This window comes from Hymenobacter qilianensis (assembly GCF_014489555.1).
Lineage (GTDB): Bacteria > Bacteroidota > Bacteroidia > Cytophagales > Hymenobacteraceae > Hymenobacter > Hymenobacter qilianensis.
Map to the genome: position 1 here is coordinate 3,177,291 of NZ_CP060784.1, position 23,887 is coordinate 3,201,177.

A 23,887-nucleotide genomic window follows, 5' to 3' on the forward strand; every position below is an offset into this window, starting at 1 on the left:
TACTTTTGTGCCCACTTCGCCGCCTCAGCGAAGCCGAAAACGCAGATTTTCGGAATTAAGCGTTTTGTCAGCCTACTGCGCACGTGGTGAAACTGGTAGACACGCCATCTTGAGGGGGTGGTGCCCTCCGGGTGTGGGAGTTCGAATCTCCCCGCGCGCACAAACAAAAAAGCCCGACCGTAATTGGTCGGGCTTTTTTGTTGCACAACATAAAGGACTGTAAGCCTATAGGGCAGCTTCTTTACGGGAGCGCAACTATTTGCCCCCACGCGCTCAAAGGGGTTAGCGGGCACCACTAGCACTACTTTTTCCCGCTCTACCAGTACTTGTCCGGGCAAAGCGCCTTTCGGCTTGCGTACAAATTTCTTGGGTGTAACGGTAACCGGACAAAGCGAATCGTGCTGCCGACGCGAGTACCAGGCCGCCAGCTGAGCGGCACGCTCCACCACCGAAGCCGGCACCGCGTGGCCCGCCCGGTGCCGAATAACCACATGGGAGCCGGTTACGTCCTTGGCGTGCAGCCAGAGATCTTCTTTGTGGGCATACCGCTGGGTAAGCAAGTCATTATTGGCTGCGTTGCGCCCGACCAGAATGGTAAAGCCTTCATCTTCAAATACTTTGAATGGCAGCTCAGTAGCAGCCTTGGCCTTGGTCTCGGGCTGCAGGTCGTGGGTTTTGCGCCAGGTGCGCAGGGCGCGCAAGTCGAAAATGCCCCCAGCTCCTCCAGGCGCTCCAAGCACCAAAGGGCGTCGGCCTCCCGGCGCTCTACGCGCTCCTGTAGCTGCCGCGTTTCAATTTGCTGGTTTTTGGCTTTACGGTAAAGGTTTTGGGCCGTGCGCTGGGGTGTCTCGGTGGGCTTGAGCTTGATGATACGAGGCTGATTATCCTGATAAAAATCAACGACTTCCACCTGCGCAGCCCCGGCCGGAATCTGGGTGAGATGGGCCATAATGAGGTCGGCGGTCTGGCGGTAGCTGGCGCCGTGCTCCAGGGCATGCAGGCGGGCGCGGGCTTGGCTGGCGCTGATAGTTGCTTCTTCGGCCCGCCGCTCCAGCTGCTGCCGTACTTGTCGAGATTCCGTTTCGTATGCCCGCCGACTCAGGAACATCGGCACAAACGCACGCAACGCCGCCACTGGGTCGGGCGGTAAGGTCTGCTCAATCTCGCCTAAGGGCAGCAAGCTCAGGCGGGTACGACCCTCCAGCTGAATGATGTAGAAGTGCGGCGGATTTTCCAGAAGCGCTACCACTTTCTTTACTCTGCGTTCTTTTTCAGCTTCAGGTGCCGAATCGGAGCCATGCGCCCGCAGGTAGCGGGGGGGCAAATCGCCGAGCGCCGGATAGCTTTTCAGCGGGTCAGCTGCTTGGCGGGGCGCTACAGCATCAGGCTGGGGGGCTAATTCAGCGTCGGTGGTATAGCGTTGGTGAAACAGCTGGGCGGGTGCATCAGGGGCGGGGCGGAAGATAGCATTCGGCCGCGGACCGTAGAGCTTGAAAAGCAGGGAGGCGCCGTCGGTAAACTGTAGGGTGAGCACCCGGTCGTTGGGGAAAACACCGGCGCCGGCCAAGGTGCGGCCCACTAAATCCGGCAGCAGATCAACGGAGTTGGTTCGGGTACGGTGAAAGCTGGTGGGCAGCGCCAGAACCGGAAAAGAAGCCGTAAGCTGCGCTTTAAGCCAAAACTCAGCGCCGCCATTCGTCAGGCCAATAACCAGTTCGTCTTTTTCCTGCGAAAAGCAGGCCGCCACCTCGTAGCCCGAAAGCTGCGCGGCTAGAGCAGGAGCGAGTTGGCGCAGGAAATAGTAGTTATTATGCACAGATGATGATGATGCCCCGACAGCGGAAGATGTAAGTATTTAGGCAGCCAATTCTATGAGTTGGTGCCGACAATACACGAAATGCAGACAAGGATAGCTAGAGGCTACATCTCAATCTTTAAACCATCATAGGCCAGCCGGATAAACTCCGGCAATTCGGCTTCTACGTCGCGGTGCCGACCCAACAGGTGGCTGATATGCGTCAGATAGCCGCGCTGGGGGGCTAAATCCGTAAGAATATCTACGGCTTCGGGCAACGAGAAATGCGAAATATGCGGCTCCCGCCGCAGAGCGTTCAGCACAATCACGCGCGAGCCCCGAATCCGCTCCATGGAGGCCGGTGAGATGTAATTAGCGTCGGTCAGGTACGTAAAATCCCCGATCCGGTAGCCCAGTACTGGGAGCTTATAGTGTAAGGCTCTGATGGGATGCACCTCAATGCCTTCGACCGAAAAGCTGTTTTGGTCGTCCAGAATGGGAATGGTTTGCACGCGGGGCACACCGGGGTATTTGTATTCGGCAAAAATGTAGGCAAACTCCCGTTTCAGCTGATCGAGCACCCGCTGCTCCGCATACACAGGCATATCGCGCTGCTGCTTAAAGTTGTAGGAGCGGATGTCGTCCATCCCGGCCGTGTGGTCTTTGTGCTCATGGGTGAACAGCAGCGCATCGAGGTGGTCAACCCGCTCCCGCAGTACTTGCTGGCGAAAGTCGGGGCCCGAGTCAATGACGATACTTTTGCCCCCCACAGCCACATGCACCGACACGCGCAGGCGCTTATCACGATAATCCAGGGAGCGACAAACGGCGCAGTGGCACCCAATGACGGGTACGCCCTGCGAGGTGCCCGAACCGAGAATGGTAATTTGCATGCCAGAGAAAAATCAGCTGTCGGGCGTGCCGACCAGCTACAATACAACGGCCAAGATACGGCCTACCTGCTAGTCGCAGCCAGCACCGCTGTTTTGCTCGTTGAAATTTAAAAATGCCTGAGTTTCTTCCTTAATCTGTTCGCGGGGCAGGCCATCTTTCACACCCAGCGAGATTTTGCGCACCAGCACCCCCACAATAGCTTTGCGAAAGCCCAGCTTGCAGGCCATATCAACGCAGAACTCCATCTCGTGGTCATCGATCACGCCATCGGCCAGCATCATATCCACCAAATCGAATATCTGATCGAAGCGCTCGGAGTCATTATCGGGCAGGAGCATGTTTACGCTGCCTGAATTAGCCACCACACTCCGCACATCAGCAGGGCGCATACCGTTTTTTTGGCCAATAGCCACGATAAAGCTCATTTCCCGCTCATCAATATGCCCATCGGCCTTAGCAAGCGCGGCCAAGTTCACGATATGGCTTTTGATCTTCTTGGTTTGCTCATTTTCAAAAAAACCAAACATACAGAGCGTTGCTTAAGTACAGGGTGGGATGGGAACGGCATGGTTAGTCGAAACGCAGGCTCCGACCAAATGGTAAGGTAGGAGGTTGGCCCGAAGGTTCCAATAGCGCCCTTTACGCAGATGGCCAAAAAACAGCCAGCCGTGGGGGGCTTTTTAGAACTCGGCCATTGACTGCTGCAATATTAGCTTGTATTTGCCACCTTTGCCCCGCCGCTTTAGGCAGCTTTCAATTTTGATTAATGATGAAACGTATTGCAGTTTTTACCAGTGGTGGCGATTCGCCCGGCATGAATGCCTGTATCCGTGCCGTAGTGCGCACGGCCGTGTACCACGGTATTGAGGTTTATGGTATCATGCGCGGCTATAAGGGCATGATTAAAGGAGAAATCGTGAAGCTTGACTCAGCCTCGGTCTCAAACACGGTGCAGAAAGGTGGCACACTGCTCAAATCAGCCCGCAGCCAGACATTCATGACCAAAGAAGGGCGGCAGCAGGCCTTCGACCAACTTAGCAATCATAAAATTGACGGCCTGGTAGCTATTGGCGGCAACGGTACGTTTACCGGGGCCATGCTCTTTGAGCAGGAGTTCGGAATCCCTACAGTAGGCGCGCCCGGCACAATTGATAACGACCTTTACGGCACTGATTACACCATCGGCTACGATACGGCCGTGAATACAGCGCTGGAAGCCATTGATAAAATACGTGACACGGCCGACTCGCACGACCGCTGTTTTTTTATTGAGGTAATGGGCCGCGACTCAGGCTATATCGCCATTCCTTGCGCTATTGGCGGTGGGGCCGAAATTGTGATGATTCCGGAAACGCAGATGTCGACGGAAGCGGTCATTGATACCTTGCGAACTGGTTGGAAGCGCTCCAAAACTTCTTTCATCGTCATTGTAGCTGAGGGCGACGAAGAAAATAACGCCACTACTGTAGCGGCCAAAGTAAAAGAAGCCATTCCTGAACTTGACACCCGCGTGACCATCATCGGCCACGTGCAGCGCGGCGGCTCCCCAACTGCCGCCGATCGGCTTTTAGGCTCCCAGATAGGCATTGCAGCAGTGGAAGGCCTGATGAATGGCATGCATAACGTGATGGCCGGCATCGTAGACCGCAAGCTGGTTTACACGCCTTTTCACGAAACCATTTATAAGAAAAAGCTTATTAATCAAAGCTTTATGCGAATGGTAGAGATTCTGTCCGTATAAAAGCCGGATAAGTCTGAGTATTTATTAAAAGCGCCCGAAAGGGCGTTTTTTTGTGCCCTTTACCTTAAATATATATTTATATAATACATTGCTGTGCCGTATTCCTTTTTTACAATTTATACTTCTTCAATCCATACCTATGACTTTGTATCGCCGTATTATTTTTGCCTTTATACTCACTGTAGCTGTCTCTTCAGCCAGCGCCCAGTCAACCAACACAAGCTCCCCAGGAACGCTTCAACTGGGAGTGGGAACGGCCATGATGGGCACCGGCGATTATAAGATGCTAAAAGCGCATTTGGAATACGAAATGCCTTTTTTAGGATACTTCGGCTCAGGTACACGTTTGGCTTTTGCCGGTGGTAGTAGCGAAGAGAGAATTCAAACGGTATATAATCCGCAGAAACCGGGGAGTACCGGCGTAAATGTGCCCTTATCGCAGAGCTATCATACGGCTAATCTGGAGCATGAATTTTATCTGTATCCATTTGGGAATGATCGACAAGCCCGCTTTTTTGTGGGTGGCGGCGGCTACGTAGGCTACTCTAACCGATACGGTTATCCGCAGAATCACATTGATTTTGCCACCAATGAAACCAGCTTAGACCTAGACCACGAAAAGGGTGTGCATGCCGGCTATATGTTCTCTCTCAACTTTGATGTCCGGCTTGGTCAGACACAAGATTGGCTGATTGGCGGCAAAACCTCGTTTCAAAACGATACGTTTGGCAATTCACTCCTAGCCCTGCAATTCAAAGTAGGCCGCCGCTTTTAAGTCTATCTAATCCGCTTTCTTGCTCGGCTCTTCATTAACTTGAGCGGTCAGCAACGCCATGATTTCCTCTTCCGCGGTATCAGGGTGCAGCCATTGATAAGCCGGGTCGCGGCGCAGCCAGGTGAGTTGGCGCTTGGCGTAGCGGCGGGTGTTGCGCTTAAGAAGACGCACGGTTTCAGGCCAGTCCTGCTTATCGTCCAGAAAACCAAATATTTCCTGATACCCCACGGTTTGCAAAGCGTTGTGGTGTCGATGTGTAGCTACCAATTCTACTTCCGCAAGCAGGCCCGCCGCCAACATCTCATCAACGCGCTGATCAATGCGGGCGTACAGTTCTTCCCGCTCCCGCGTAAGGGCAATTTTCAGAGATTGAAATGGGCGCTGGGGGCATTTTTCTGCGCATGAAAGCTTGAAAACGGCTGACCTGTTCCGCGTGTAACTTCTAAGGCACGCAGCACTCGTTGGGGATTCTGGCGGTCAAGCCGGGCATAGGTAACGGGGTCGGTAGCCAGTAACTCGGCTACCAGTGGCTCCAAGCCGTGCGCAGCGAGTTCCTGCTGCAAACCAGCCCGCACCTCAGGCTCGATGGGTGGCATCACGTCAAAGCCTTCCGTCACAGCCTGCAAATACAGACCCGAGCCGCCTGTCAGAATAACAACAGCGTGCTCCTGAAATAACTGCTCTAACAGAGTCAGGCAATCTACCTCGAAGCGGCCCGCGTTATAATCCTCTGCAATAGAGTGTGAATCAACAAAATAGTGAGGCACGCCCTGCATTTCGGCAGCGGTAGGCTTGGCGGTGCCAATGCTCAGTTCCCGAAAAAACTGCCGCGAGTCGGCCGATACCACAACGGTTTGCAGGTGCTGGGCTAGGCGAACACACAGCGCCGTTTTGCCCACGGCCGTAGGACCAGTCACTACAAGGAGCGTGGGGCGCTGGGGGCATTTTTTGACAAAGAATTGAGCATAGCTAGGCCGGTACAGAAGCCGGTTGGAGTAAGGTAGCGTAGAGTACCAACAGAGTTTGCTCCTCGCGCTGCCAGTTCAGCTCAAGGCGGGCTCGGCGGCAGTTTGAAGCTAGCTGATGATAACGTTCAGGGTCATCAAACAATAGCCGATTGATAGCTGCGGCTAAGGCATCGGGCGTTAGCTCTACTACCTCCGCCACGTCGTACAAATCATTGAGGCGGCGGTATTCCGGGAAGTCCACAATGAGCTGAGGCACACCGGCGTGCAGATAATCGAAGAACTTATTGGCCAGAGAATAATAGTAGCTCAAGCCCCGGTTTTCGAGCAGCATAATGCCTAAAGATGCCTGCTGCGTAATTAGCCGTAACTCGTCGGGCAGTACAAACCCCCGAAATTCAACCTGCCCGCTGGCCAGCAGCCCTAGTTTCTGAGCCTGCTCCCGCAACGAAGCAGATAAGTCGCCTTCCCCACAAATTACCAAGCGAGTTTTTACCTGGGGCATTGCATCGAGGAGTGCTTCCAGGCCACGTCCCTCATTCAACACTCCTTGGTAGAGAATATATCCGTTGGCAGGGGCTGCCATGGGCATGGGGGGCAATTCTGCTACCTCTAGACGGCTTATGTTGCGCACTACGGCAAATGGTTGGCCGTATTGTTGCACAAACCAATCAGCTATAGCTGGACCAACTGTGTAGGCTAAGGTAGCCCGCGGTACAATAAATTTCTCTACCTGCTGCCACACGCGTTTTATTATCGGACGACCCACAACCTCAGGTACTTCCGTAAATAACTCGTGCGCATCATACACAAAAGGCTGACCACCCAGCCTAGCCCGCAGCCACATAGGAAGCGCCGTATCCAGATCGATGGCGCACCACGCGGATGCTCGCTGCCGAACTAAATACAAAAACAATTTTAAGTTATATTCTAAATAGAATAACTTGCCTTTTTTAAATAAACACCGTAAACGATGCTGCTTGTATGGCTGGGGGCTAAGAGGCTGAGAGTGCGGCCATTCGCGCCCGATTAAAAGCACAGAGTAGCCATGAGCAGCTAAACTGCCGCAAATTCGCTGCATGCGCTGATCATAGTTTAAATCGGTGGTGACCGCAAAGAGCAAAGGACGCATACGAAAGCGGGCACAAAACGCTAGTTACCGATGGGCGAAAGCAAATGGTAAAGCGCAGTTTTTGATATATTTTTGACAAATTTAGAAGTTAAACCGCGTACCGGCCGGTGGTTTAATTTGAGTTGACCTGCCGGTGCTACCTCTTGCAATGCCTATTCGCTCCGCATCATCGCTTCCTCCTTCCGCGCTGGGAGCCATGCCGGCCCAGTCCGACTTCTACCGCACCCTGTTCGACGATGCATATGATGGATTATTACTCTATGATGAGCAGGGCCGACTGGTAGATTGCAACCAGACGGCTTTACGCATGCTGGGCACCACGCGGCCTATGCTGCTGACTTCCGGCCTGATGGCCTTTGCCATGCCGCCAGCCGATGAACGTCAGGATCACTGGCTTTCAGAGCTCATGCTTCGCGAAGCAGTACTGCTGACAGCTCGGACGGGTGAGCGATTCTCGAAGTGGTGGCATGGCCGGCGCACCGATCATGTCATGATAGATGGTTGGGTCACGCTTCACCGCATTCAGCTGCCCGTGGGCCTGCGCGTGCAGCTCACCCTGCGCGACGTAACCAAGGGTCGTCGTCGCCACGAGGCCAGCGAGCAGCGCCAGCAGGCCGATAGGACGCAGCAGCAATTGCGTGATGTGCTAAGCCGCACCGATCTGTCGTATGTATTGGTGAACCGTGAAGGTATCATTCAGGATGTCAATGATTTCTTTCTGGATTTCACTGAGTACTCGCGTGCCGAGCTGATCGGAAAAAACTATTTCGATCTGTTCCCGCCGGCCTCCGATCAGGAGTTGAGCCGCCAGGCGTTTCTGCAAAACATCAAAGAGGAGAGCGTTGCTGATGCGTGCGAGTTTCCGCTCTTAACCAAGCTGGGCCAGACGCGGCTGGTGCATTGGCACGTAGAGTTTGCCCGCGACTTTGATCAAAATGTGACGGGGGCCTTTTTTGTGGGCCGCGACCACACCGACCGGCTGGTGGCCGCCCGCGCCCTCACCGACAACCGCAACCGCCTCCAAGACTTCCTCGACAATGCCCACGATCTGATTCAGAATCTGAGCATTGACAACCGCTTTCTGTTTGTGAACAAAGCCTGGAAAGAAAAGCTAGGCTACACCGACGATGATCTTACTCAGCTGACTCTCAACGAGGTAGTGCACCCTTACTACAAAGCTAAGCTGCTCTATCAGCTGCGCAACCTGTACAAGGGGGAGAAGGTGAATAAGCTTGAAACCGTATTCCTGACCAAGACGGGCAAGCCGGTTCACCTGATCGGCAGTATTTCCTGCTCGTGGCAGGATAACGAGCCGGTTTCGACCCGCGCCATTCTGCATGATATTACCGACCGCATCAAGGCGGAACGTCTGCAGAAGGTTTATTACAGCATTGCTAATCTGGCCATTAGCTCCAAAGATTTGAACTCGCTTTACGGCGCAATTCATCGGGAGCTAAGCAAGATTATCGAAACCAATAACTTCTATATTGCCCTCTGCGACGACGCCCGCACCACGTTGCAGTTTGCGTATTTCGTGGATCAAAACTCCCAGGGCAGCCGGGGCATGGGCGCTCGTCCGTTCTCAACGGGCGTATCGGAATATATCATCCAAACCGGGCGTCCGCAGTTTTTGCTGAAGCAGGAGCTACACGATCTGATTGCGGATGGTACCATTACCGCTTTTGGCCTGATGCCGGAGGTAATGCTGTGTTCTCCGCTGAGCATTGGGGAGCGTATCATCGGCGTGATTGCCGTGCAGGATTATCATAAAGCTGACGCCTACGCGACGACTGATATTGAGATTCTGCACTTTATTTCCAACCAGGTAGCCCTGGCAATTGAGCGTAAGCGCAATGAGGAAATGATTAATAAGCAGAACGCGCGTCTGAACGCTATTTTCGAAAGCGGCTCCCATTTGATGTGGTCCGTGGATATGCATTCGCGTCTCACGTCCTTCAACCGCAACTATGCCGCCTATTTCCTGCGGCGCAACGGTGTGTACCCGGCGCTGAATGTGAACCTCTGGCAGGCTGATATGGCCATGATGGACGAGGAGGCGCACGATATTTTTCAGGAGAATTACAAAAAAGCCTTCCAGGGCCTGGCTCAACGATTCGAAGTGCGCCTGCGCGATGCTCGTGGTCAGGATACGTGGCGGGAAATTTACCTCAACCCAATTTACCTCGACGACGGCTCCTTCGAGGAGATTTCGGGCATGGCCCACGATATCACGGCGACAAAGAGCTCGCAACTGGAACTCGCAGCTCAGGAGGAGAAATTCCGGGCTATCTTCGAGTCCTTCCAGGATATCTACTACCGCACTGATGATCAGGGCATTATCACTATCGTGAGTCCCTCGGTGTATGATGTGCTGGGTTATAAGCCGGAAGAGGTATTGGGTAAGCGCATTGTGGATTACTATGTAAACCCAATAGATCGTGACCGACTGCTACTTGAAGTTTCAACTGTAGGGGCGCTGCGCAACTTCGAAGCAGCTCTGCGGCATAAAGATGGGCACGCAGTACCGCTGCTCATCAATGCCCGTGCGGTATCGGGGGCGATGAGCGGGACAGAAGGTATTGCGCGCGACATTACTGAGTTGAATCAAATTCAGGAAGATCTGCGGGGGCTAAAAATGAAGCGGAGGCCGCTTTGCATGCTAAAACCCAGTTCCTGGCCAACATGAGCCACGAGCTGCGGACGCCCATGAATGGCATTATCGGCATGATTGACCTTTTGCACCAGACGGTAGCAAGTGAGGAGCAGGAAGACTATGTGGATACGCTACGCAAGTCGTCGGATGCGCTGCTGGCTATTCTGAATGATATTCTGGACTTGTCGAAAATACAGGCGGGTAAGCTTCAGCTCAGCGAGTCCGGTATTGACCTGTCTTACACGCTTGACAAGTTGCACTCGCTGTTCTCGAACCGCGCGGCCCAGAAGGATCTGCAGTTCAAATACAACGTGACGCCGCACACGCCGCGCTTCATTCACACCGACGAAACGCGCCTGCTTCAGATATTATCAAACCTCACTTCCAACGCCATCAAGTTCACCTCGCAAGGGCTGGTGAATATTCAGGTGTCGTCGGTATCGACGGATGGCGACAACCACACGCTGCGCTTCGCGGTGCAGGACTCCGGCATCGGAATTTCGTCGGAGAATGAGAAACTGCTCTTCACCAATTTCACCCAGCTCGATACCACACCGACCAAGTCGTTCGGTGGTACCGGTTTGGGCCTGGCTATCAGCAAGCAGCTTGCAGAGTTGCTGGGGGCGAAATTGGCGTGATATCCAATGAAGGCGTCGGCAGCACGTTCTGGTTTACTATTCAGTGCACGGTGGCGCGCAATGAGGACGAGATCTTACAGGAGCGCATCACGGCCCGCGAGCGAACGCAGGAAGTATCGCACTTCGCAAATGCCCCCCAGGTGCTGCTCGTCGATGATAACCCAATTAACCAAAAGGTAGCCGTGCGGCTGCTCGACCGTCTGGGCTGCAAGATTGACGTGGCCAGCGACGGATTCGAAGCCATCAGCAAAGCCACCGATCCGAAGGCTACCTACGATGTCATCTTCATGGACATCCAGATGCCGGAGATGGACGGCGTGACGGCGATGAACGAGATTCGGCGGCGCTTAGGCAAAAAAACGCCCCCCGTAGTGGCCATGACGGCTTATTCTATGAAGGAAGACGCGGAGCGCTTTGTGCAGGAAGGCATGGATGATTACGTGTCGAAACCCGTCAAAACCCAGGACCTATACGCGGTGCTGCGGCGCTGGACCACGATAACGATGGAGCCTGCCACGACTCCGCGCCTCGTGGGTGTAGAGGCAGCCGTGCAGGAACCCGAACCTGTGCCTGCGCCCGCGCCGGTTGCGGAGCCGCTGCCCGAAGACACAGCCAGCAGCATTGATACCGCCGTGCTGGAGCAGCTGCGGCAGCTGGGCGGCAATGAATTTGCGGCACAGCTCTACGATGACTTTGAGCGGGAGGTAAGCCAACTGCTGGATGAGGCCATGGCACTGGTTAAGGCAAAAGAGTACGCGCTGATTCTGCCCCATTTACACCAACTGAAAGGCACAGGCTTCACGCTGGGCATAAATAAGCTGGCCGAATGCGCTAAGAGTCTGGAACATACTATTAAAGAAGGTAAGTTTACCGGCATTGAGCAGCGTTTCTCCTCCTTGTTGCGTTACTTTAGGGAGTTCGTTTCAACTTACCCTGAAGTTACCCAAGCAGTCTAATTCATCTTATACCCAATATTTTCTGGTCTTTTCTCTCTCCACCTCATCTGAAACTAAATCTATTCCATCATGGCCGAGTCCAAAACGATTCTGATTGCGGAGGATAGCTCCGTTATTCTGAACCTGACAAAAAAAATTCTGGAACTGCAGAAATACCACATCCTTTCGGCCAAAAACGGGAATGAGGTCATTAAGCAGGTAGAGAGTCAACCCATCGACTGCGTGTTGATGGATATCAACATTCCGGTAAAAGACGGCATGGAGTGCACCCGCGAAATCCGGCGCAGCTCTAACCCGCAAGTTGCTCAGGTGCCTATCATTGCTATCACGGGCAATGCGAACAACTACTCCATGGAGCAGTTCCGCGAAGCCGGCATTACTGATTATCTGCCGAAGCCTCTCGACTTTGATGCCTTGGTACGTGTAGTAAAGCAGTATGTAGGATAAGAATTAGCTAGTTAAAAAAACGTCTGTCATCCTGACGAAGGAAGGACCTTCTCACTTTAGCGCTGGTCGTTTTTCGGTGAGAAGGTCCTTCCTTCGTCAGGATGACAGACGTTTTTCTATGTTCAGGCTTTACTGACCGGTTACGTAGTTAATCGCTCGCAGAAGAGCCGCACAGGCTTCATCAATTTCACCGTCGGTGATGGTGAGAGGTGGCGCTAAACGCAGGGAATTATCGCAGAATAAAAACCAGTCGGTCAGAATACCCTCGTGCTCCAGGGCACGGTCGATGATGGGCTTGAGCACGTCATAAGAGTCGAACTCAACGGCCATTAGCAAGCCCTGACCGCGCACCTCCCTGATAGCCGGATGCACCAGCTGCCGCCGAAACCGGGCTGCTTTTTCCGCTACTCCTGCTAACAGGTTTTCCTCTAAAATAACGCGCAACGTAGCTAGGGAAGCCGCACAGGATACCGGATGCCCGCCAAACGTAGTGCAGTGCCCCAGCACCGGATTGCTGCGGATGCCGGCCATTATAGGTTGGGGGCAATAAAGGCCCCGATAGGCATACCACCACCCATGCCTTTGGCGCAAACCAGAATATCGGGCCATATCCCGAACTGCTCGAAGGCCCAAAAGGAACCCGTGCGCCCAAAACCACACTGAATTTCGTCCAGAATGAGTAGCGTACCGGTGTAGAGGCAGCGCTTGCGCAGGGCTTGCAGGTAGTTATTCTCCGGCACCCGCACACCCGCTTCCCCCTGCACCGTCTCAATGATGATGGCGGCCGTTCGCTCGGTAATATGCTCTAAATCAGTGAAATCGTTGAATTCGATGTGGCGAATATCGGGCAAAAGAGGGCGGTAGCTGCGCTTAAATCCTTCGGAGCCGGTAACAGACAATGCGCCGTGAGTGGAGCCGTGGTAAGCGCGGTGGCAGGAAATCAGCTCGGTGCGGCCGGTGTGGCGCTTGGCTAGCTTGAGAGCTCCTTCAACCGCCTCGGTGCCCGAATTGGTGAAGTAAACCGCATCGAGGTGGGGCGGCAGGGTTTGGGTCAGGGCGTGCGCTAATTCGGCCGGGGGCGCTTGCACCAACTCACCGTATACCATCAGGTGCAGGTATTTATCAAGCTGATGGTGAATGGCTTGAATAACCTTTGGGTGACGATGGCCTACGTTGCTGACCCCAATGCCCGAAATCAAATCCAGGTAGCGTCGGCCATCTGGCCCGTACATATATACGCCTTCCGCCCGCTCTATTTCCAGGAGTAGGGGAGAGTCGGATGTTTGGGCTTGATGCCGAAGAAAGAGCTGGCGAGGGGTAAGCATGCGAATGGGTAAAAAGATTCTGGGGGCAAAAGTAAGCACCGCGATGTCGGAAGCTAAGGTGTGGCCCGCTCTCAAGCGCAATTCCATATTTGTGCTTGGATTTTGCCTCCCAGCTATTGGCCAGTAACCAACAAAAAAGAGGCTGAATGCTCAGCCTCTTTTTTGTTATTTCTTTGGCATCACGCTCAGTTAATTGGACGTGCCTGGGTTAACCGCCGGTCGGCCCGACCGCCCGCGCGGGCCGCTGGCCTGGCGCTCGGTTTTCATTTCCTTCATCATTACGCGGCCAAACTCGCGCTCAGCCTTGTACAGCTGCGCAACCTGTCGGGCCGAAATCACCTTCTGAAATTTGGCGAAATAATCCTCCGTCATGTTCAGCTCATTTTTCGATACCGCAATGATCTGCTTGAGATTATCGCGGGCCTGGTCGTCCGTCATGGTGGGCGTAGCGCTGCGGCGCAGCTGATCGTGGGAGCGGCGTAGCTCACGGCGCTTGGTGCTGTATTCGTTATACAAAGGCCAGAAGCGCTGACCTTGCTCGGGGTAAGCGCTACTTCGCGGGTGATATAGGCAATGCGCGCATTTTCAATACGAGCCTCAATATCAGCGGATCGGGTATTCTGGGCGCGCAGGTTTGGCAGAGCTAGCAGCAGGAGCACCAACGCCAAACCTAAGCGAGAAAAAAGGGAATTATTCATAGTGGGAGGAAGGCAAAAAGGGAGAAAAGTACGGTTAGTAGTAAGCTTCATCAAGACTGGGAGGCCCCAGTGCCGCTTCCAATTCCTGGGGTGAGGCTTGCAGGAAATAGGCCATCAGGTTATCATCCGGCAAAGGCAAGCTGGCCAGATCCTCGGTTTCCAGCTGATTGTTAACGGCCAGATAATTAATAAGATCAGCCTCGGGCACAGCAGCCAGCGAAGTTTTGGGGGGCAAATTTGGAGTTTGCGTAGCGGGTTGGCTCAGGTAGAAAGCTGTCGAAAAGCCCCCCAGCACCACCGCCGAGGCCAGAGCCGTGCGCAAAGGGCGGGAGAGGTTCGTCAGCCAGCCCCACGTCACCGACTCAGAGGCGGCTTCGGGCTGCACGCGCGCCATTATCTGACGGGGCAGCTGGTCGAAGTAACCCGCTGGGGAGAGACTAGTGGCGGTTGCGGCCGGCGTGGGTGGTCATCGAGCCGAAATGGAGTTTTCATATGCATTGGATGCGGCTAGGGCCGCGAGGTTTAATCGGCGGAAGATTCTTCGGTCACGTATTGCTCAATCTTTTTCACGGCGTGATGGTAGGACGCTTTCAGGGCACCTACCGACGTACCCGTGACGTTGGCCATCTGCTCGTAGGTCATCTCGTCGTAATACTTGAGGTTGAACACGAGGCGCTGCTTATCGGGGAGGCGCAGAATGGCTTTTTGCAGCTTGCGCTCTATCTCATCGCCGGCCAGCAGCGGGTCGGCTTCGATTTTGGCCGCTAATTCGGCCCCCACATCATTCAGCGGGAGGAAAAACTTACGGCGCTTGCTTTGCAGAAAGCTCAGGCACTCGTTGGTAGCAATCCGGTAAATCCAGGTATAGAGCGACGCATCCTGGCGGAAGTTGCCGAGGTGCTTCCACACTTTCACGAAGGTGTCCTGGGTGAGGTCGTCGGCATCGTTGTGGTCTACCACCATCTTGCGCACATGCCAGTACACCTTCTGCTGATACTTGCGCACCAGCTGATTGAAGGCCACATTGCGGGCCGCCGGGTCTTGGAACTTGAGGAGGATTTCTTGGTCTTCCAAGTAGGAGGGAGAGGATTAGGAGCGGCGTGGTTTGATGGCTTAGAGGGGAGGGACAGCTGAGGGTTTATTCAGGTTTTAGAATTAGTTGTCTCAACTACTATAATGCTCTGTATACCAAATCTCTCTACTTATTTGTCGCGTAAGAAACTCCCACTGTTACGTTGGTATTGTCATTAAATCGGCCTTCAATTACCCGGCTTTCGTGGGTGTAGTTGTAGGTGAAATTTACAGCCAGGCGGCGCGTAAGCTTCAGAGCAAGCGTAGTTAAATTGCTGAAGCGATAATCACCAAAGTCGCTGAGGGAAGGCTGATAATACGTGAGGGCACTCAGCGTAATGATGCTGCGCGAGTAAGCCACCTTCAATCGGGCAGAATTGCGGGCCGTTACGCGCTCAGTGCCATTCTGGAAGTTGGTCGACTCACGGATGATCAGATTGCTGACTGATATTTCGCGCCCCAGCGAATCGGAGTAAAAGGCCCAGCCCGGCCCGGCTCCTAACTGTACCCGGCGGTCGATGCCGCGCAGATTGCTGCGCTCGAAGCCACCGATACCATAGAAGCGAAAGCGGTTGAGGCGGTAATAAGGCGTAGCATTCAGGAGCAGCTCGCGCTCTTTGAGCAGGCGATCTTGCTTACCATAAATAAAGCTGCCGCTTAAGGGCAAGCCGATATGTTCGCCGCGTGTAAAAGTGGCGGTGTGGGCTGTAGAGAGCAGCGCTCGGTTCACGCCGCCCGCGCTGTAAGCGCCCGTCAGCTGGCCGGTATACACGATTAAAGTCGTGTCGGGGGGCATATCCTGGGCGAGGGTAGGGCGCGCTAGCAGCAAAGCAAGACACATGACTACTCCCAGAATACTGTGGCCCGACAGGCTTCGATTCCGGATTTTGAGCAAGTATTCCGCCAGGACACTCGGTGGCCAGTGATAACCGCGAGGCGCGGTTCCCGTATTGAAAAAAGCCCCCCGCATGCGCTCAGCAATACCGGGGGCATTTTTTCCATTCTTACCGTTTGTTCTATGCAATACAATATCGATAACATCAAAGTAGATTTACAGATGGTGGGCTTCTCTGAAAGCCCCGCCTTGGTGGATCAGGTAGAAAGCGAGCTGCGCCGCGTAATGCGCTTCCGCCAGGACATTGTAGCCGCCGACGTGTACCTGCGTGAGGAAGGCACAAACCCCGAAAACAACAAGACCGTACGGTGGCGCCTCGGTATTCCCGGCAAAGATCTGTTTGCGGAAGGTGCCGGTGCTTCCTGGCCCGCCAGCCTACGCGATGCCAGCGAGAAGCTGAAGCGGCAGTTTGTTGACTAACGAATAGCGAAGGTATAAATAGTAAGCAACTGCTGTGCTTCGCTACTTGCTATACTCTGCTAAAAAAAGCCCCCAGAGAATATCCGGGGGCTTTTTAACTTAAAAAAACACGCACTACTTCTTACGAGCCATTACTCGTTCTACCGCTGCCACGATGTCGTTTTCCATCAGGCCATATTTCTCCATGAGCTGATCGGGGGTGCCGCTCTCGCCGAAAGAGTCGTTGACGGCAACCATCTCCAGAGGCAGGGGCTCTTCACGAGCGAGCAGCTGTGCGATGCTGTCGCCGAGGCCGCCGTTCATCTGATGCTCCTCTGCCGACACCACGCACCGCGTTTTGCGCGCCGACTGGAGGATAGCAGCCGCATCCAAAGGCTTGATGGTGTGAATGTTGATGATTTCGGCATCAATGCCTTTTTCGGCCAGCAGTTTACCCGCCAGAATGGCTTTCCACACCAGGTGGCCAGTGGCAAAAATGCTCACATCGGCACCCTCATTGAGCATTACGGCTTTGCCAATTTCGAATTGCTGGTCGGCCGGAGTAAAGTTGGGCACCACAGGCCGGCCGAAACGCAGGTACACGGGGCCTTCATGCTCGGCAATGGCGATGGTGGCAGCCTTGGTCTGGTTGAAGTCGCAGGGGTTGATGACGGTCATGTGGGGCAGCATGCGCATCATGCCCAGGTCTTCCAGAATCTGGTGGGTGGCACCGTCTTCCCCCAGCGTAACGCCGGCGTGGGAAGCGCAGATCTTCACGTTCTTGCCCGAATAGGCAATGCTTTGCCGAATCTGGTCGTACACGCGGCCGGTGCTGAAGTTGGCGAAAGTGCCCGTAAAGGGAATTTTGCCCCCTATGGTCATGCCAGCGGCCATGCTCATCATGTTGGCCTCCGCAATACCTACCTGGAAGAAGCGCTCCGGAAAGTCTTTCTTGAACGCATCCATTTTGAGCGAGCCCGTGAGGTCGGCGCAGAGAGCTACTACGTTTTCATTGGTTTTGCCCAGTTCGTGCAGGCCGGCACCGAAGCCTGAGCGCGTGTCTTTGGATTCGGAGTAGGGGAATTCTTTCATGAAGGAGATGTAAAATGTTGGAGTTGCTCGTTCTGCTTATTCCTCAAGCATATCATTTCCCAAACATACTCACCGAAGTAGTCTGTCCGCTGCGGATGGTGAAATTGCGCACGTCCGTAAACTGACTACCCGTGGAATTTTTGGTGCGAAATACCAAGCGGTAGGCGCCCGGCTGCATCGTCAGGTTGATTTTACTGGAAGTTTCGGGGAGGTTATAAATCCAGGTTTGTGATTCGTCGTCGTTGAGTTGATAGATGCTGCCGTAGCCCGCCAGATCCGTCACAATGTTCAGCGTGCCGGGCGCCGGATACGTCACCATCGTTTCCTGCCCTTGCTTGATCGTGACGCGGCGGACGATGCGCGGCAGCGTAAGTAACTCCACCTCATAATTGCCCCCAGCAGCTTCTGCCGACTCCCGAAAGGCAGCGCCACTACGGTACTTGCCTCGCCCTGGGCCCGCACCACCGTCTGCACCGTGCCATAGGGATTAGGTGTCATATTGGGTCCCTGCAAGCGGAGGGTTCCTTGTGGGGTCTTGTACGTCAGCAAGTTATCTTGCCCTGGCTTGATTTTTAAGTCGGCCTGCCGCACTGGAGGCACCGTATTAATGATGAGGTCGTAGGACTGGAGCGCGTCGATATCGAGCACGTCGGGCTGGCCTTTGGTGTCGCGGTAATGCACGTAGTTGTACTCGGGCTGACCGGTAGCGCTGTTCACGAAGGTCATGTTCACGTTGCTTTCCACGGGCTTGCCGTCGGCATCGGTCAGGTTTACCCGGACGGTAGTTTTTTGCAGGGTCTGGGTAATAACGTTATCGAGCACGGAGCGGAAGGTTTTAACATCAGCCGCGTTGTAATACTGCCCCAGACATTCGAGCTGCTTGCCAAACTCTTTTTCGGCCCCAATGCCAATGACAAAAGGCTTCAAAAAGATGTGCTTGCGCTGCAAAGCCAACGACGTAGCGCACGGGTCGCCCTGGCACGACTCAAGACCGTCGGTGATGAGAATGAGCACGTTGCGAGCCGTTTTATCGGCCGGAAAGTCGTTGGCCGATTGCAGCAGCGAATACGTGATGGGCGTATTGCCACGCGGTTGCAGGGTTTGTAGCTTGGCCTTGATGGCCTTCGCATTCTTCGCAGCAAAAGCTACTTCCAAACGCGAGTCCTGGCAGTTATTTTCCTCCCGACCGTACTGATGACCATACACGCGTAGCCCCAATTCCAGATTTGGGTAAGTGTTAAGCGAATCGACCATCTTGGCCAGCAGGCTCTTGGCAACTTCCATGCGTGGCCGACCTTCCCACACAGCCCCCATGCTACCAGAGGCATCGAGCAAAAACAGGATGCGGGTAGTGCGGGGCTTCGTGGGGGCAAATTCTGAGCATACAGCGGTGCCGTGAGCAACAAAATGCCCCCCAGCAGTAGTCCGCACAGATACCCGAGTCGGCTCATAAGCAGGTAAATGGCTTTGACCGTCATGCAGAGGCGGAGCCGAAGCATCTCGCGTGTTTAGTGGGATTACTAACCTCACTATCGCTGGCGAGATGCTTCGCTTTGCTCCGCATGACGGTCAAAGTTATAAAGCCAAGCCTGCGGCTCGGCTTTAGTAATCCGAGGCTTCTTCTACCAAAAGCTGCTGCAAGGCCTTCTCCAGCTGCTCATCGTTCGGGGCTACGCCGTGCCACTTGTGCGAGCCCATCATGAAGTCAACGCCGGCGCCCATCTGTGTGTCCATCAGCACCATTACGGGCTGTCCCTGACCGAGTAGCTGGCGTGCTTCCTCCAGCGAAGCAATGAGCTTTTCGAGGTCGTTGCCGTCGGTTTCGAGCACCAGCCAGCCAAACGCTTCAAACTTGGCGCGCAGGCTGCCCAGGTTCATAATCTCCTTGGTAGAGCCATCGATTTGCTGGCCGTTGCGGTCCACGATGGCAATCAGGTTGTCTACTTGGCGGTGAGGAGCGTAAAGGGCCGCTTCCCATACTTGGCCTTCATTCAACTCGCCGTCGCCCATGAGCACATACACCGTGCGGTCGTCTTTATTAAGCTTTTTGGCTTGGGCAGCCCCAACGGCTACGCTCAGGCCTTGGCCCAACGAACCCGAAGCAATACGCACGCCGGGCAAACCTTCCTCCGTGGCTGGATGGCCTTGCAGGCGCGAATTCAGCTTGCGGAAGGTAGCCAGCTCGCTCACCGGAAAGTAGCCCGAACGCGCTAATACAGAGTAAAATACCGGCGAAATGTGCCCGTTCGATAGAAAAAACAAATCCTCATCGTGGCCTTCCATCGAAAAGTCAGGATTATGCTTCATGATGCGGAAGTACAGCGCTACCAGCAGATCGGTACAGCCTAGGGAGCCGCCGGGGTGGCCCGAGTTCACGGCATGAACCATGCGCACGATGTCGCGGCGTACCTGCGAGGCAATCTGTTTTAGCTCCGCAATGCTTCTTTCGCGCTGAGCGGGCTGGGTTTCGGTCTGTACGTGGGCGGCGGGGCTTGACTGCGACATATAGTAGTTCTTAGTAGGAGGTTGGGAGCGAAGATAAGCAGTGAGATTAAGCGCCAAGCAGTTGAGCCGCGTGATTTTTGGTATCCACTTTCGTAATCACCTTTTCAATGTTGCCCTGCTCGTCAATTAGGAAGGTGTAGCGCATGGTGCCCATGTACTTACGGCCGTACATCGATTTTTCCTGCCATACGCCGTAGGCTTCCACTATCTGCTTGTCCTCATCTACCAGCAGAGAAAAAGGTAGGTCGTATTTGGTGGCGAACTTCTGATGCGACTTTTCTCCGTCGATGCTCACCCCCAGCACCTTAATACCAGCGGCGCGCAGCTCGGCCTGGTTGTCGCGTAGATTGCAGGCCTGAGCCGTGCAGCCTGAGGTGTCATCTTTCGGATAAAAATACAGGGCTACCTTCTGCCCGCGCAGGTCCTGCAGACGGATGAGGTTGCCATTTTGGTCGAGGGCTTCGAAGTTGGGGGCGGCGTCGCCGGGCTGAAGAGACATGGGGGGCAAATGCTAGGGTAAGTTGGCCGCAGGTTGGGGCGTGAAGATGAGCTTTTCCACCGGAAAGCCAGCAGATTGTGCCACGGCAATAAGCTGCTCGCGCACGGGCTGTGCCAATTGCGGCGTGCGGCTCAGCAGCCACAGGTTTTCGCGGCCGGGCTCACCTACCAGCGCGTATTGGTACTCGGGGTCGAGGTCCAGAATCCAGTAGTCGCCCTCGAAAGGCCAGATAAAGCTAACCTTTAGCTTGGCGTTGGTCTTAGAATCAATAACACGAGCCACACCGCGCGCTATTTCCAGCGGACCCGTTGGACTGTTTTTGCGGCAGCTGTTTATCACGGCTACTTTCCCATCAGGCCGCAACGAATACTCGGCCGTAACGTGCTGGCAACCCTTCTCGAAGCGAGTAGGAAGGCGAGCAATTTCATACCATACGCCCATATAGCGCGCCAGGTCAACGTGCTCAGCTACGGCCAGCGGCACCTGACGACGATTTCGGGAGTACACCAGGCCCACAGCCGCTACGGTAACAGTAGCGGCAGCAGCGAAAAGAACAGGACGGCGAGTTTTCATAGGTTGGTGTTTGATAGATAGTGCTTTGTTAAAAACGTCTGTCATGCAGAGCGGTAGCGCAGCATCTCGCATGTTTAGTTAGGATTACTAACCTCTCGTCAGCACGCGAGATGCTTCCCTACCGTTCTGCATGACGGCCTTTTGCCCCCCAGCCGCCAGCTAAATCTTAAACTGCAGGATTTTCTCGTTGCCGGCCTGGTCGGTCAGGCGTAGCTCTGCTTCGCCGGCAAGCGGCACTGTTTTATCCTGCGGATCGGTGAATAAGGTAGCGTTTTTGTACTCGTAGCGCAGCATACGCCACTGCCCGTTCACCAGCAAACGGTAGCTGCTGAGCCCCGAAAGATTATCGCCTACAATGAAAGTGAGGCCCGCCGGCGACTTCCGCACCAGCCGTGCCGTGGGCGCAAGCGTATCGGTCAGGATGCGGAAGGAGCCGAAGGTTTTCACGGGAAACGTGATCTGTTCACCCTCCCATTTGCCCCCCTGATAGATGCGGGCACCCTTATAGTTAATCATATACACCGCCGAACGGGTTTTGTCGGCTACGGCTACGGGCGGCTTCAGGGTAGCTTGCATCGGCTTAAACAAAGGCGTGCGCGCATTATGAATCGTCCAGAGCCCGTCTTTGTAGCCGTTTTGCAGATACAAAGTGTCAAACAGCGTGAGCGGAAAAAAGACCAGGTTCTGCAAACCGTTGGCAAACGACTGCTCTGTGGCAGATGGGATAGGAACTTTAGGCTCGAAGGCCTTGGTCAACTGCCCAAAGCGAATGGAATCGGGCAGGCCGGCACGCAGATCGTAGAGGTACACATTCTCGCTTTGCACTGTGTAGCTCGGCACTACCTCAAGGCGGCGGTTTCCGCGCATCAGCGTAATATTTGCCCCCTGGCGGCTAGTGTCCGGGTCGGTAGCTATTACCTTGAGAATGTTGCGGTTAATATCATAACGCAGAGCCGGCTTGCGCACGCTGGCATTGCGCGTCTTGTAGTAAACTGGCTTTTGGCCGCGTAGCACAAAAGTGAAGGGCGTGGTGTTGCCGTAGGAGTCGCTCAGGCGCACTTCAACGTTGTATATCGAGCCTTCTTCTACCCGCAGCTTGCCCTTTGTACCGTTCGTATTATAAATCGGGAGCGTGTTGCCATCATCCACGAACAGCTTCTCCAGGGTCCGGCCGTTGGTCTGTTGCCATTGATAGTCAATGTGCTGCGAAATCTGCCGCGAGTCGCTGAAGGGAACAGCATCGATCGTATGACGGTAATGCGGCTGCCCATTTACGCGCACTTCTACTCGTTGCAGACCATTGCGGTTAGTCGCTATGTCGAAGCGGTCAAAGCCTTGCACCAGCAAACCCACCATACCGAAAGCGGCAATAGTATCGGGGTAGGCATAGGGTGTGCTCGGCGCAGCAGGCGTGGGGGGCTTTTTTGGCGTAAAAACGGCTTTGTCAAAGCGCCCTTGTACGCGGGCGTCAATGCTGAGCGGCTCTACGGCAAATGCCTGCAGGGTAGGCGCCACATGGTCCTGAATCTCCGCAAACCCTCCAAAGCGTAGCGGGTTAAGCTGCCGGTCTTCCGCGTCGCGCACTTCCCAGTGCAAGTGCGGGCCGCCCGAGCCACCCGTGTTACCTGACATGGCTACAATGTCGCCGCGCTTCACGACAAACTGGTCTTTTGTCGGAAACAGCTCTAACTCAAAGGTCTGCTTGGCGTATTGTTGCTGACGCAGGAAATCAGCCACCGGACCCTCGAAGCGGTTGAGGTGACCATATACCGTTGTCATCCCATTGGGGTGGGTGATATACAGCACATTGCCGTAGCCAAAGGCTGACTGCTTTAGCCGCGACACGTAGCCATCGGCGGAGGCGTATACAGGCAAATCAACTCGCCCATCGGTTTTGATGTCAAGCCCACCATGAAAGTGGTTGGCGCGAATCTCTCCCATGCTGCCCGTCAAAAAGTTGGGTTTGCCCGGCTTAATAGGAAACATGAAATAGCCGGCCGGTACGCTATCTATGGGCGTGATGTGTCGGCTGGGCTTGGTTTCGGGTGCCGCCTGGGAAGTGCGGCGCGGCGCAACAGTTCCGTTAAAGGGCACGGGCCGCAGACTCATAGCCGTGAGGGCTACCGCACCAGCTACCACGCCTAACCCACTCCACTTTACTATTTTACTAATGCCTCGAACTTGGTACTGCACAATTTTCAACCCTTTACTTAACAGCAACATCCAACAGCTTTTCGTTCTCTATATACCCCTCCAGCCGGTCGCCGATATGTACCGGGCCAACACCGCTGGGCGTGCCCGTAAAGATCAAATCTCCCATTTTTAACGTGATAAAGCGGGAGATGTAGGCAATCTGGGCGGCGAAATTGTGCAGCATCATGCCGGAGTTGCCCTGCTGCCGAACCTCACCGTTCACTTCCAGCCGGAAGTTGATATTGGCCAAGTCGGCAAACTCTGCCACGGGCTTAAACGTGGTAGAAAGGGGTGCCGAGCCATCGAAGCCCTTCGCCAGCTCCCAGGGCAAGCCTTTCGCTTTGGCTTTGCTTTGTAAGTCGCGGGCCGTGAAATCGATGCCCAAGCCAATGGCATCGAAGTAATTGGTGGCAAACTGCGGCTCTATGTTCTTGCCATTCTTGCAGATGCGCATCACCAGCTCGATTTCGTGGTGAATATCCTGCGAGAAATCAGGGTAGAAAAAGGGCTGATTTCGCTGTAATAAAGCCGTATCGGGCTTGGCGAAGATGACGGGCTCGTCGGGCGTTTCGTTCTTAAGCTCAGCTATGTGTTCGGCATAATTACGGCCGATGCAAAGTATTTTCATTTCTGTATGATGC

Annotated in this window: 26 protein-coding genes, 1 tRNA gene and 2 pseudogenes; 8 read left to right on the forward strand and 21 right to left on the reverse strand. The window is 54.5% G+C overall.

What is annotated here, in order from left to right; all coding sequences use genetic code 11:
- Positions 1-77 precede the first annotated feature (77 nt).
- Positions 78-160: transfer RNA gene (locus H9L05_RS14555), tRNA-Leu, on the forward strand.
- A 241-nt stretch (positions 161-401) separates the two neighbouring features.
- On the opposite strand, the pseudogene H9L05_RS26950 reads toward H9L05_RS14555, so the two are convergent.
- The 4 genes and pseudogenes from H9L05_RS26950 to H9L05_RS14570 form a co-directional block, all read right to left on the reverse strand.
- Positions 402-560 (reverse strand): annotated as a pseudogene (locus H9L05_RS26950) (NFACT RNA binding domain-containing protein); the annotation flags it as partial.
- Positions 503-1,816 (reverse strand): NFACT family protein, encoded by a 1,314-nt coding sequence (locus H9L05_RS14560; RefSeq protein ID WP_187731576.1) that lies wholly within the window; start codon positions 1,814-1,816, stop codon positions 503-505. The gene H9L05_RS14560 and the pseudogene H9L05_RS26950, both read right to left, overlap by 58 nt.
- Positions 1,817-1,920: 104 nt before the next feature.
- Positions 1,921-2,688 carry an MBL fold metallo-hydrolase gene (locus H9L05_RS14565; RefSeq protein ID WP_187731577.1) on the reverse strand — a complete coding sequence of 256 codons (768 nt, stop codon included), beginning with the start codon at positions 2,686-2,688 and terminating at the stop codon, positions 1,921-1,923.
- 69 nt (positions 2,689-2,757) lie between these two features.
- Complete coding sequence (locus H9L05_RS14570) at positions 2,758-3,216, reverse strand: tellurite resistance TerB family protein (protein ID WP_187731578.1); 459 nt, start codon at positions 3,214-3,216, stop codon at positions 2,758-2,760.
- A gap of 242 nt (positions 3,217-3,458) precedes the next feature.
- Between H9L05_RS14570 and pfkA the strand changes: the two genes are divergently transcribed.
- Together pfkA and H9L05_RS14580 are read left to right on the forward strand one after the other, a co-directional pair.
- The gene (gene pfkA, locus H9L05_RS14575) at positions 3,459-4,430 is read left to right on the forward strand and encodes a 6-phosphofructokinase (RefSeq protein ID WP_187734286.1); all 972 of its coding nucleotides are present in this window, start codon (positions 3,459-3,461) and stop codon (positions 4,428-4,430) included.
- A gap of 52 nt (positions 4,431-4,482) precedes the next feature.
- Positions 4,483-5,205, forward strand: coding sequence for a hypothetical protein (locus tag H9L05_RS14580; RefSeq protein WP_187731579.1), 723 nt, complete (start codon positions 4,483-4,485; stop codon positions 5,203-5,205).
- 6 nt (positions 5,206-5,211) lie between these two features.
- On the opposite strand, the gene H9L05_RS26255 is transcribed toward H9L05_RS14580, so the two are convergent.
- Genes H9L05_RS26255 through H9L05_RS14590 form a run of 3 tightly spaced genes read right to left on the reverse strand, consistent with a single transcriptional unit; the run spans position 5,212 to position 7,302 of the window.
- Complete coding sequence (locus tag H9L05_RS26255; RefSeq protein WP_317175191.1) at positions 5,212-5,571, reverse strand: tRNA dimethylallyltransferase; 360 nt, start codon at positions 5,569-5,571, stop codon at positions 5,212-5,214.
- Positions 5,568-6,122: a tRNA (adenosine(37)-N6)-dimethylallyltransferase MiaA gene (gene miaA / locus H9L05_RS26260; RefSeq protein WP_317174971.1), complete on the reverse strand. Its 555-nt coding sequence runs from the start codon at positions 6,120-6,122 to the stop codon at positions 5,568-5,570. The genes H9L05_RS26255 and miaA overlap by 4 nt, the downstream gene beginning before the upstream one ends.
- A gap of 52 nt (positions 6,123-6,174) precedes the next feature.
- A complete protein-coding gene (locus H9L05_RS14590) occupies positions 6,175-7,302 on the reverse strand; it encodes a glycosyltransferase (RefSeq protein ID WP_187731580.1) in 1,128 nt (375 codons plus the stop codon).
- Positions 7,303-7,450: 148 nt separating this feature from the next.
- Between H9L05_RS14590 and H9L05_RS14595 the strand changes: the two genes are divergently transcribed.
- The 4 genes from H9L05_RS14595 (at position 7,451) to H9L05_RS14610 (ending at position 11,996) form a co-directional block, all read left to right on the forward strand.
- The gene (locus H9L05_RS14595) at positions 7,451-9,988 is read left to right on the forward strand and encodes a PAS domain S-box protein (protein ID WP_187731581.1); all 2,538 of its coding nucleotides are present in this window, start codon (positions 7,451-7,453) and stop codon (positions 9,986-9,988) included.
- Positions 9,985-10,593: a sensor histidine kinase gene (locus H9L05_RS14600; protein WP_187731582.1), complete on the forward strand. Its 609-nt coding sequence runs from the start codon at positions 9,985-9,987 to the stop codon at positions 10,591-10,593. Before H9L05_RS14595 ends, H9L05_RS14600 begins: the two co-directional genes overlap by 4 nt.
- Positions 10,590-11,549 (forward strand): response regulator, encoded by a 960-nt coding sequence (locus tag H9L05_RS14605; RefSeq protein ID WP_187731583.1) that lies wholly within the window; start codon positions 10,590-10,592, stop codon positions 11,547-11,549. The genes H9L05_RS14600 and H9L05_RS14605 overlap by 4 nt, the downstream gene beginning before the upstream one ends.
- Before the next feature lie 69 nt (positions 11,550-11,618).
- Positions 11,619-11,996, forward strand: a complete 378-nt coding sequence (locus tag H9L05_RS14610; RefSeq protein WP_187731584.1) for a response regulator — start codon at positions 11,619-11,621, stop codon at positions 11,994-11,996.
- Positions 11,997-12,125: 129 nt separating this feature from the next.
- On the opposite strand, the pseudogene H9L05_RS14615 reads toward H9L05_RS14610, so the two are convergent.
- The 6 genes and pseudogenes from H9L05_RS14615 to H9L05_RS14640 form a co-directional block, all read right to left on the reverse strand.
- Positions 12,126-13,321, reverse strand: a pseudogene (locus H9L05_RS14615) (aspartate aminotransferase family protein).
- 189 nt (positions 13,322-13,510) lie between these two features.
- On the reverse strand, positions 13,511-13,837 hold the full coding sequence (locus tag H9L05_RS14620) for a hypothetical protein (protein WP_187731585.1): 327 nt from the start codon (positions 13,835-13,837) through the stop codon (positions 13,511-13,513).
- Entirely contained in the window at positions 13,756-14,019 is a 264-nt protein-coding gene (locus tag H9L05_RS14625) for a hypothetical protein (RefSeq protein ID WP_187731586.1), read from the reverse strand. The genes H9L05_RS14620 and H9L05_RS14625 overlap by 82 nt, the downstream gene beginning before the upstream one ends.
- A 34-nt stretch (positions 14,020-14,053) precedes the next feature.
- Positions 14,054-14,413 carry a hypothetical protein gene (locus H9L05_RS14630; RefSeq protein WP_187731587.1) on the reverse strand — a complete coding sequence of 120 codons (360 nt, stop codon included), beginning with the start codon at positions 14,411-14,413 and terminating at the stop codon, positions 14,054-14,056.
- Between the two features lie 128 nt (positions 14,414-14,541).
- Positions 14,542-15,093 carry an RNA polymerase sigma factor gene (locus H9L05_RS14635; protein ID WP_187731588.1) on the reverse strand — a complete coding sequence of 184 codons (552 nt, stop codon included), beginning with the start codon at positions 15,091-15,093 and terminating at the stop codon, positions 14,542-14,544.
- 124 nt (positions 15,094-15,217) lie between these two features.
- A complete protein-coding gene (locus H9L05_RS14640) occupies positions 15,218-15,931 on the reverse strand; it encodes a DUF481 domain-containing protein (RefSeq protein ID WP_187731589.1) in 714 nt (237 codons plus the stop codon).
- 177 nt (positions 15,932-16,108) lie between these two features.
- Between H9L05_RS14640 and H9L05_RS14645 the strand changes: the two genes are divergently transcribed.
- The gene (locus H9L05_RS14645) at positions 16,109-16,405 is read left to right on the forward strand and encodes an HPF/RaiA family ribosome-associated protein (RefSeq protein ID WP_187309082.1); all 297 of its coding nucleotides are present in this window, start codon (positions 16,109-16,111) and stop codon (positions 16,403-16,405) included.
- Positions 16,406-16,519: 114 nt separating this feature from the next.
- Here the strand turns inward: H9L05_RS14645 and H9L05_RS14650 are convergent, their stop codons facing one another.
- The 8 genes from H9L05_RS14650 to H9L05_RS14680 form a co-directional block, all read right to left on the reverse strand.
- Complete coding sequence (locus H9L05_RS14650; protein ID WP_187309083.1) at positions 16,520-17,476, reverse strand: transketolase family protein; 957 nt, start codon at positions 17,474-17,476, stop codon at positions 16,520-16,522.
- A gap of 52 nt (positions 17,477-17,528) precedes the next feature.
- Entirely contained in the window at positions 17,529-17,858 is a 330-nt protein-coding gene (locus H9L05_RS23840) for a hypothetical protein (protein WP_223284459.1), read from the reverse strand.
- Entirely contained in the window at positions 17,789-18,907 is a 1,119-nt protein-coding gene (locus H9L05_RS14655) for a vWA domain-containing protein (RefSeq protein ID WP_223284460.1), read from the reverse strand. Before H9L05_RS14655 ends, H9L05_RS23840 begins: the two co-directional genes overlap by 70 nt.
- 171 nt (positions 18,908-19,078) lie before the next feature.
- A complete protein-coding gene (locus H9L05_RS14660; protein WP_187731590.1) occupies positions 19,079-19,981 on the reverse strand; it encodes a transketolase in 903 nt (300 codons plus the stop codon).
- 46 nt (positions 19,982-20,027) lie between these two features.
- Entirely contained in the window at positions 20,028-20,480 is a 453-nt protein-coding gene (bcp, locus tag H9L05_RS14665) for a thioredoxin-dependent thiol peroxidase (protein ID WP_187731591.1), read from the reverse strand.
- 12 nt (positions 20,481-20,492) lie between these two features.
- Positions 20,493-21,053, reverse strand: a complete 561-nt coding sequence (locus H9L05_RS14670) for a lipocalin family protein (protein ID WP_187731592.1) — start codon at positions 21,051-21,053, stop codon at positions 20,493-20,495.
- Positions 21,054-21,212: 159 nt separating this feature from the next.
- The gene (locus H9L05_RS14675) at positions 21,213-23,276 is read right to left on the reverse strand and encodes a M23 family metallopeptidase (RefSeq protein ID WP_187731593.1); all 2,064 of its coding nucleotides are present in this window, start codon (positions 23,274-23,276) and stop codon (positions 21,213-21,215) included.
- Positions 23,260-23,874 carry a fumarylacetoacetate hydrolase family protein gene (locus H9L05_RS14680; protein WP_187309089.1) on the reverse strand — a complete coding sequence of 205 codons (615 nt, stop codon included), beginning with the start codon at positions 23,872-23,874 and terminating at the stop codon, positions 23,260-23,262. The genes H9L05_RS14675 and H9L05_RS14680 overlap by 17 nt, the downstream gene beginning before the upstream one ends.
- Between the last annotated feature and the right edge of the window lie 13 nt (positions 23,875-23,887).

Coding starts and splice junctions, on each gene's coding strand:
- H9L05_RS14610 (WP_187731584.1), top strand. CDS start 11,619: ATGGCCGAGTCCAAAACGATTCTGATTGCGGAGGATAGCTCCGTTATT.
- H9L05_RS14675 (WP_187731593.1), bottom strand. CDS start 23,276: ATGTTGCTGTTAAGTAAAGGGTTGAAAATTGTGCAGTACCAAGTTCGA.
- H9L05_RS14570 (WP_187731578.1), bottom strand. CDS start 3,216: ATGTTTGGTTTTTTTGAAAATGAGCAAACCAAGAAGATCAAAAGCCAT.
- H9L05_RS14650 (WP_187309083.1), bottom strand. CDS start 17,476: ATGAAAGAATTCCCCTACTCCGAATCCAAAGACACGCGCTCAGGCTTC.
- H9L05_RS14590 (WP_187731580.1), bottom strand. CDS start 7,302: ATGCGTCCTTTGCTCTTTGCGGTCACCACCGATTTAAACTATGATCAG.
- H9L05_RS14565 (WP_187731577.1), bottom strand. CDS start 2,688: ATGCAAATTACCATTCTCGGTTCGGGCACCTCGCAGGGCGTACCCGTC.
- pfkA (WP_187734286.1), top strand. CDS start 3,459: ATGAAACGTATTGCAGTTTTTACCAGTGGTGGCGATTCGCCCGGCATG.
- H9L05_RS14670 (WP_187731592.1), bottom strand. CDS start 21,053: ATGAAAACTCGCCGTCCTGTTCTTTTCGCTGCTGCCGCTACTGTTACC.
- H9L05_RS14640 (WP_187731589.1), bottom strand. CDS start 15,931: ATGTGTCTTGCTTTGCTGCTAGCGCGCCCTACCCTCGCCCAGGATATG.
- H9L05_RS14680 (WP_187309089.1), bottom strand. CDS start 23,874: ATGAAAATACTTTGCATCGGCCGTAATTATGCCGAACACATAGCTGAG.
- bcp (WP_187731591.1), bottom strand. CDS start 20,480: ATGTCTCTTCAGCCCGGCGACGCCGCCCCCAACTTCGAAGCCCTCGAC.
- H9L05_RS14600 (WP_187731582.1), top strand. CDS start 9,985: ATGAGCCACGAGCTGCGGACGCCCATGAATGGCATTATCGGCATGATT.
- H9L05_RS14630 (WP_187731587.1), bottom strand. CDS start 14,413: ATGGCGCGCGTGCAGCCCGAAGCCGCCTCTGAGTCGGTGACGTGGGGC.
- H9L05_RS14645 (WP_187309082.1), top strand. CDS start 16,109: ATGCAATACAATATCGATAACATCAAAGTAGATTTACAGATGGTGGGC.
- H9L05_RS14595 (WP_187731581.1), top strand. CDS start 7,451: ATGCCTATTCGCTCCGCATCATCGCTTCCTCCTTCCGCGCTGGGAGCC.
- H9L05_RS14660 (WP_187731590.1), bottom strand. CDS start 19,981: ATGTCGCAGTCAAGCCCCGCCGCCCACGTACAGACCGAAACCCAGCCC.
- H9L05_RS14625 (WP_187731586.1), bottom strand. CDS start 14,019: ATGAATAATTCCCTTTTTTCTCGCTTAGGTTTGGCGTTGGTGCTCCTG.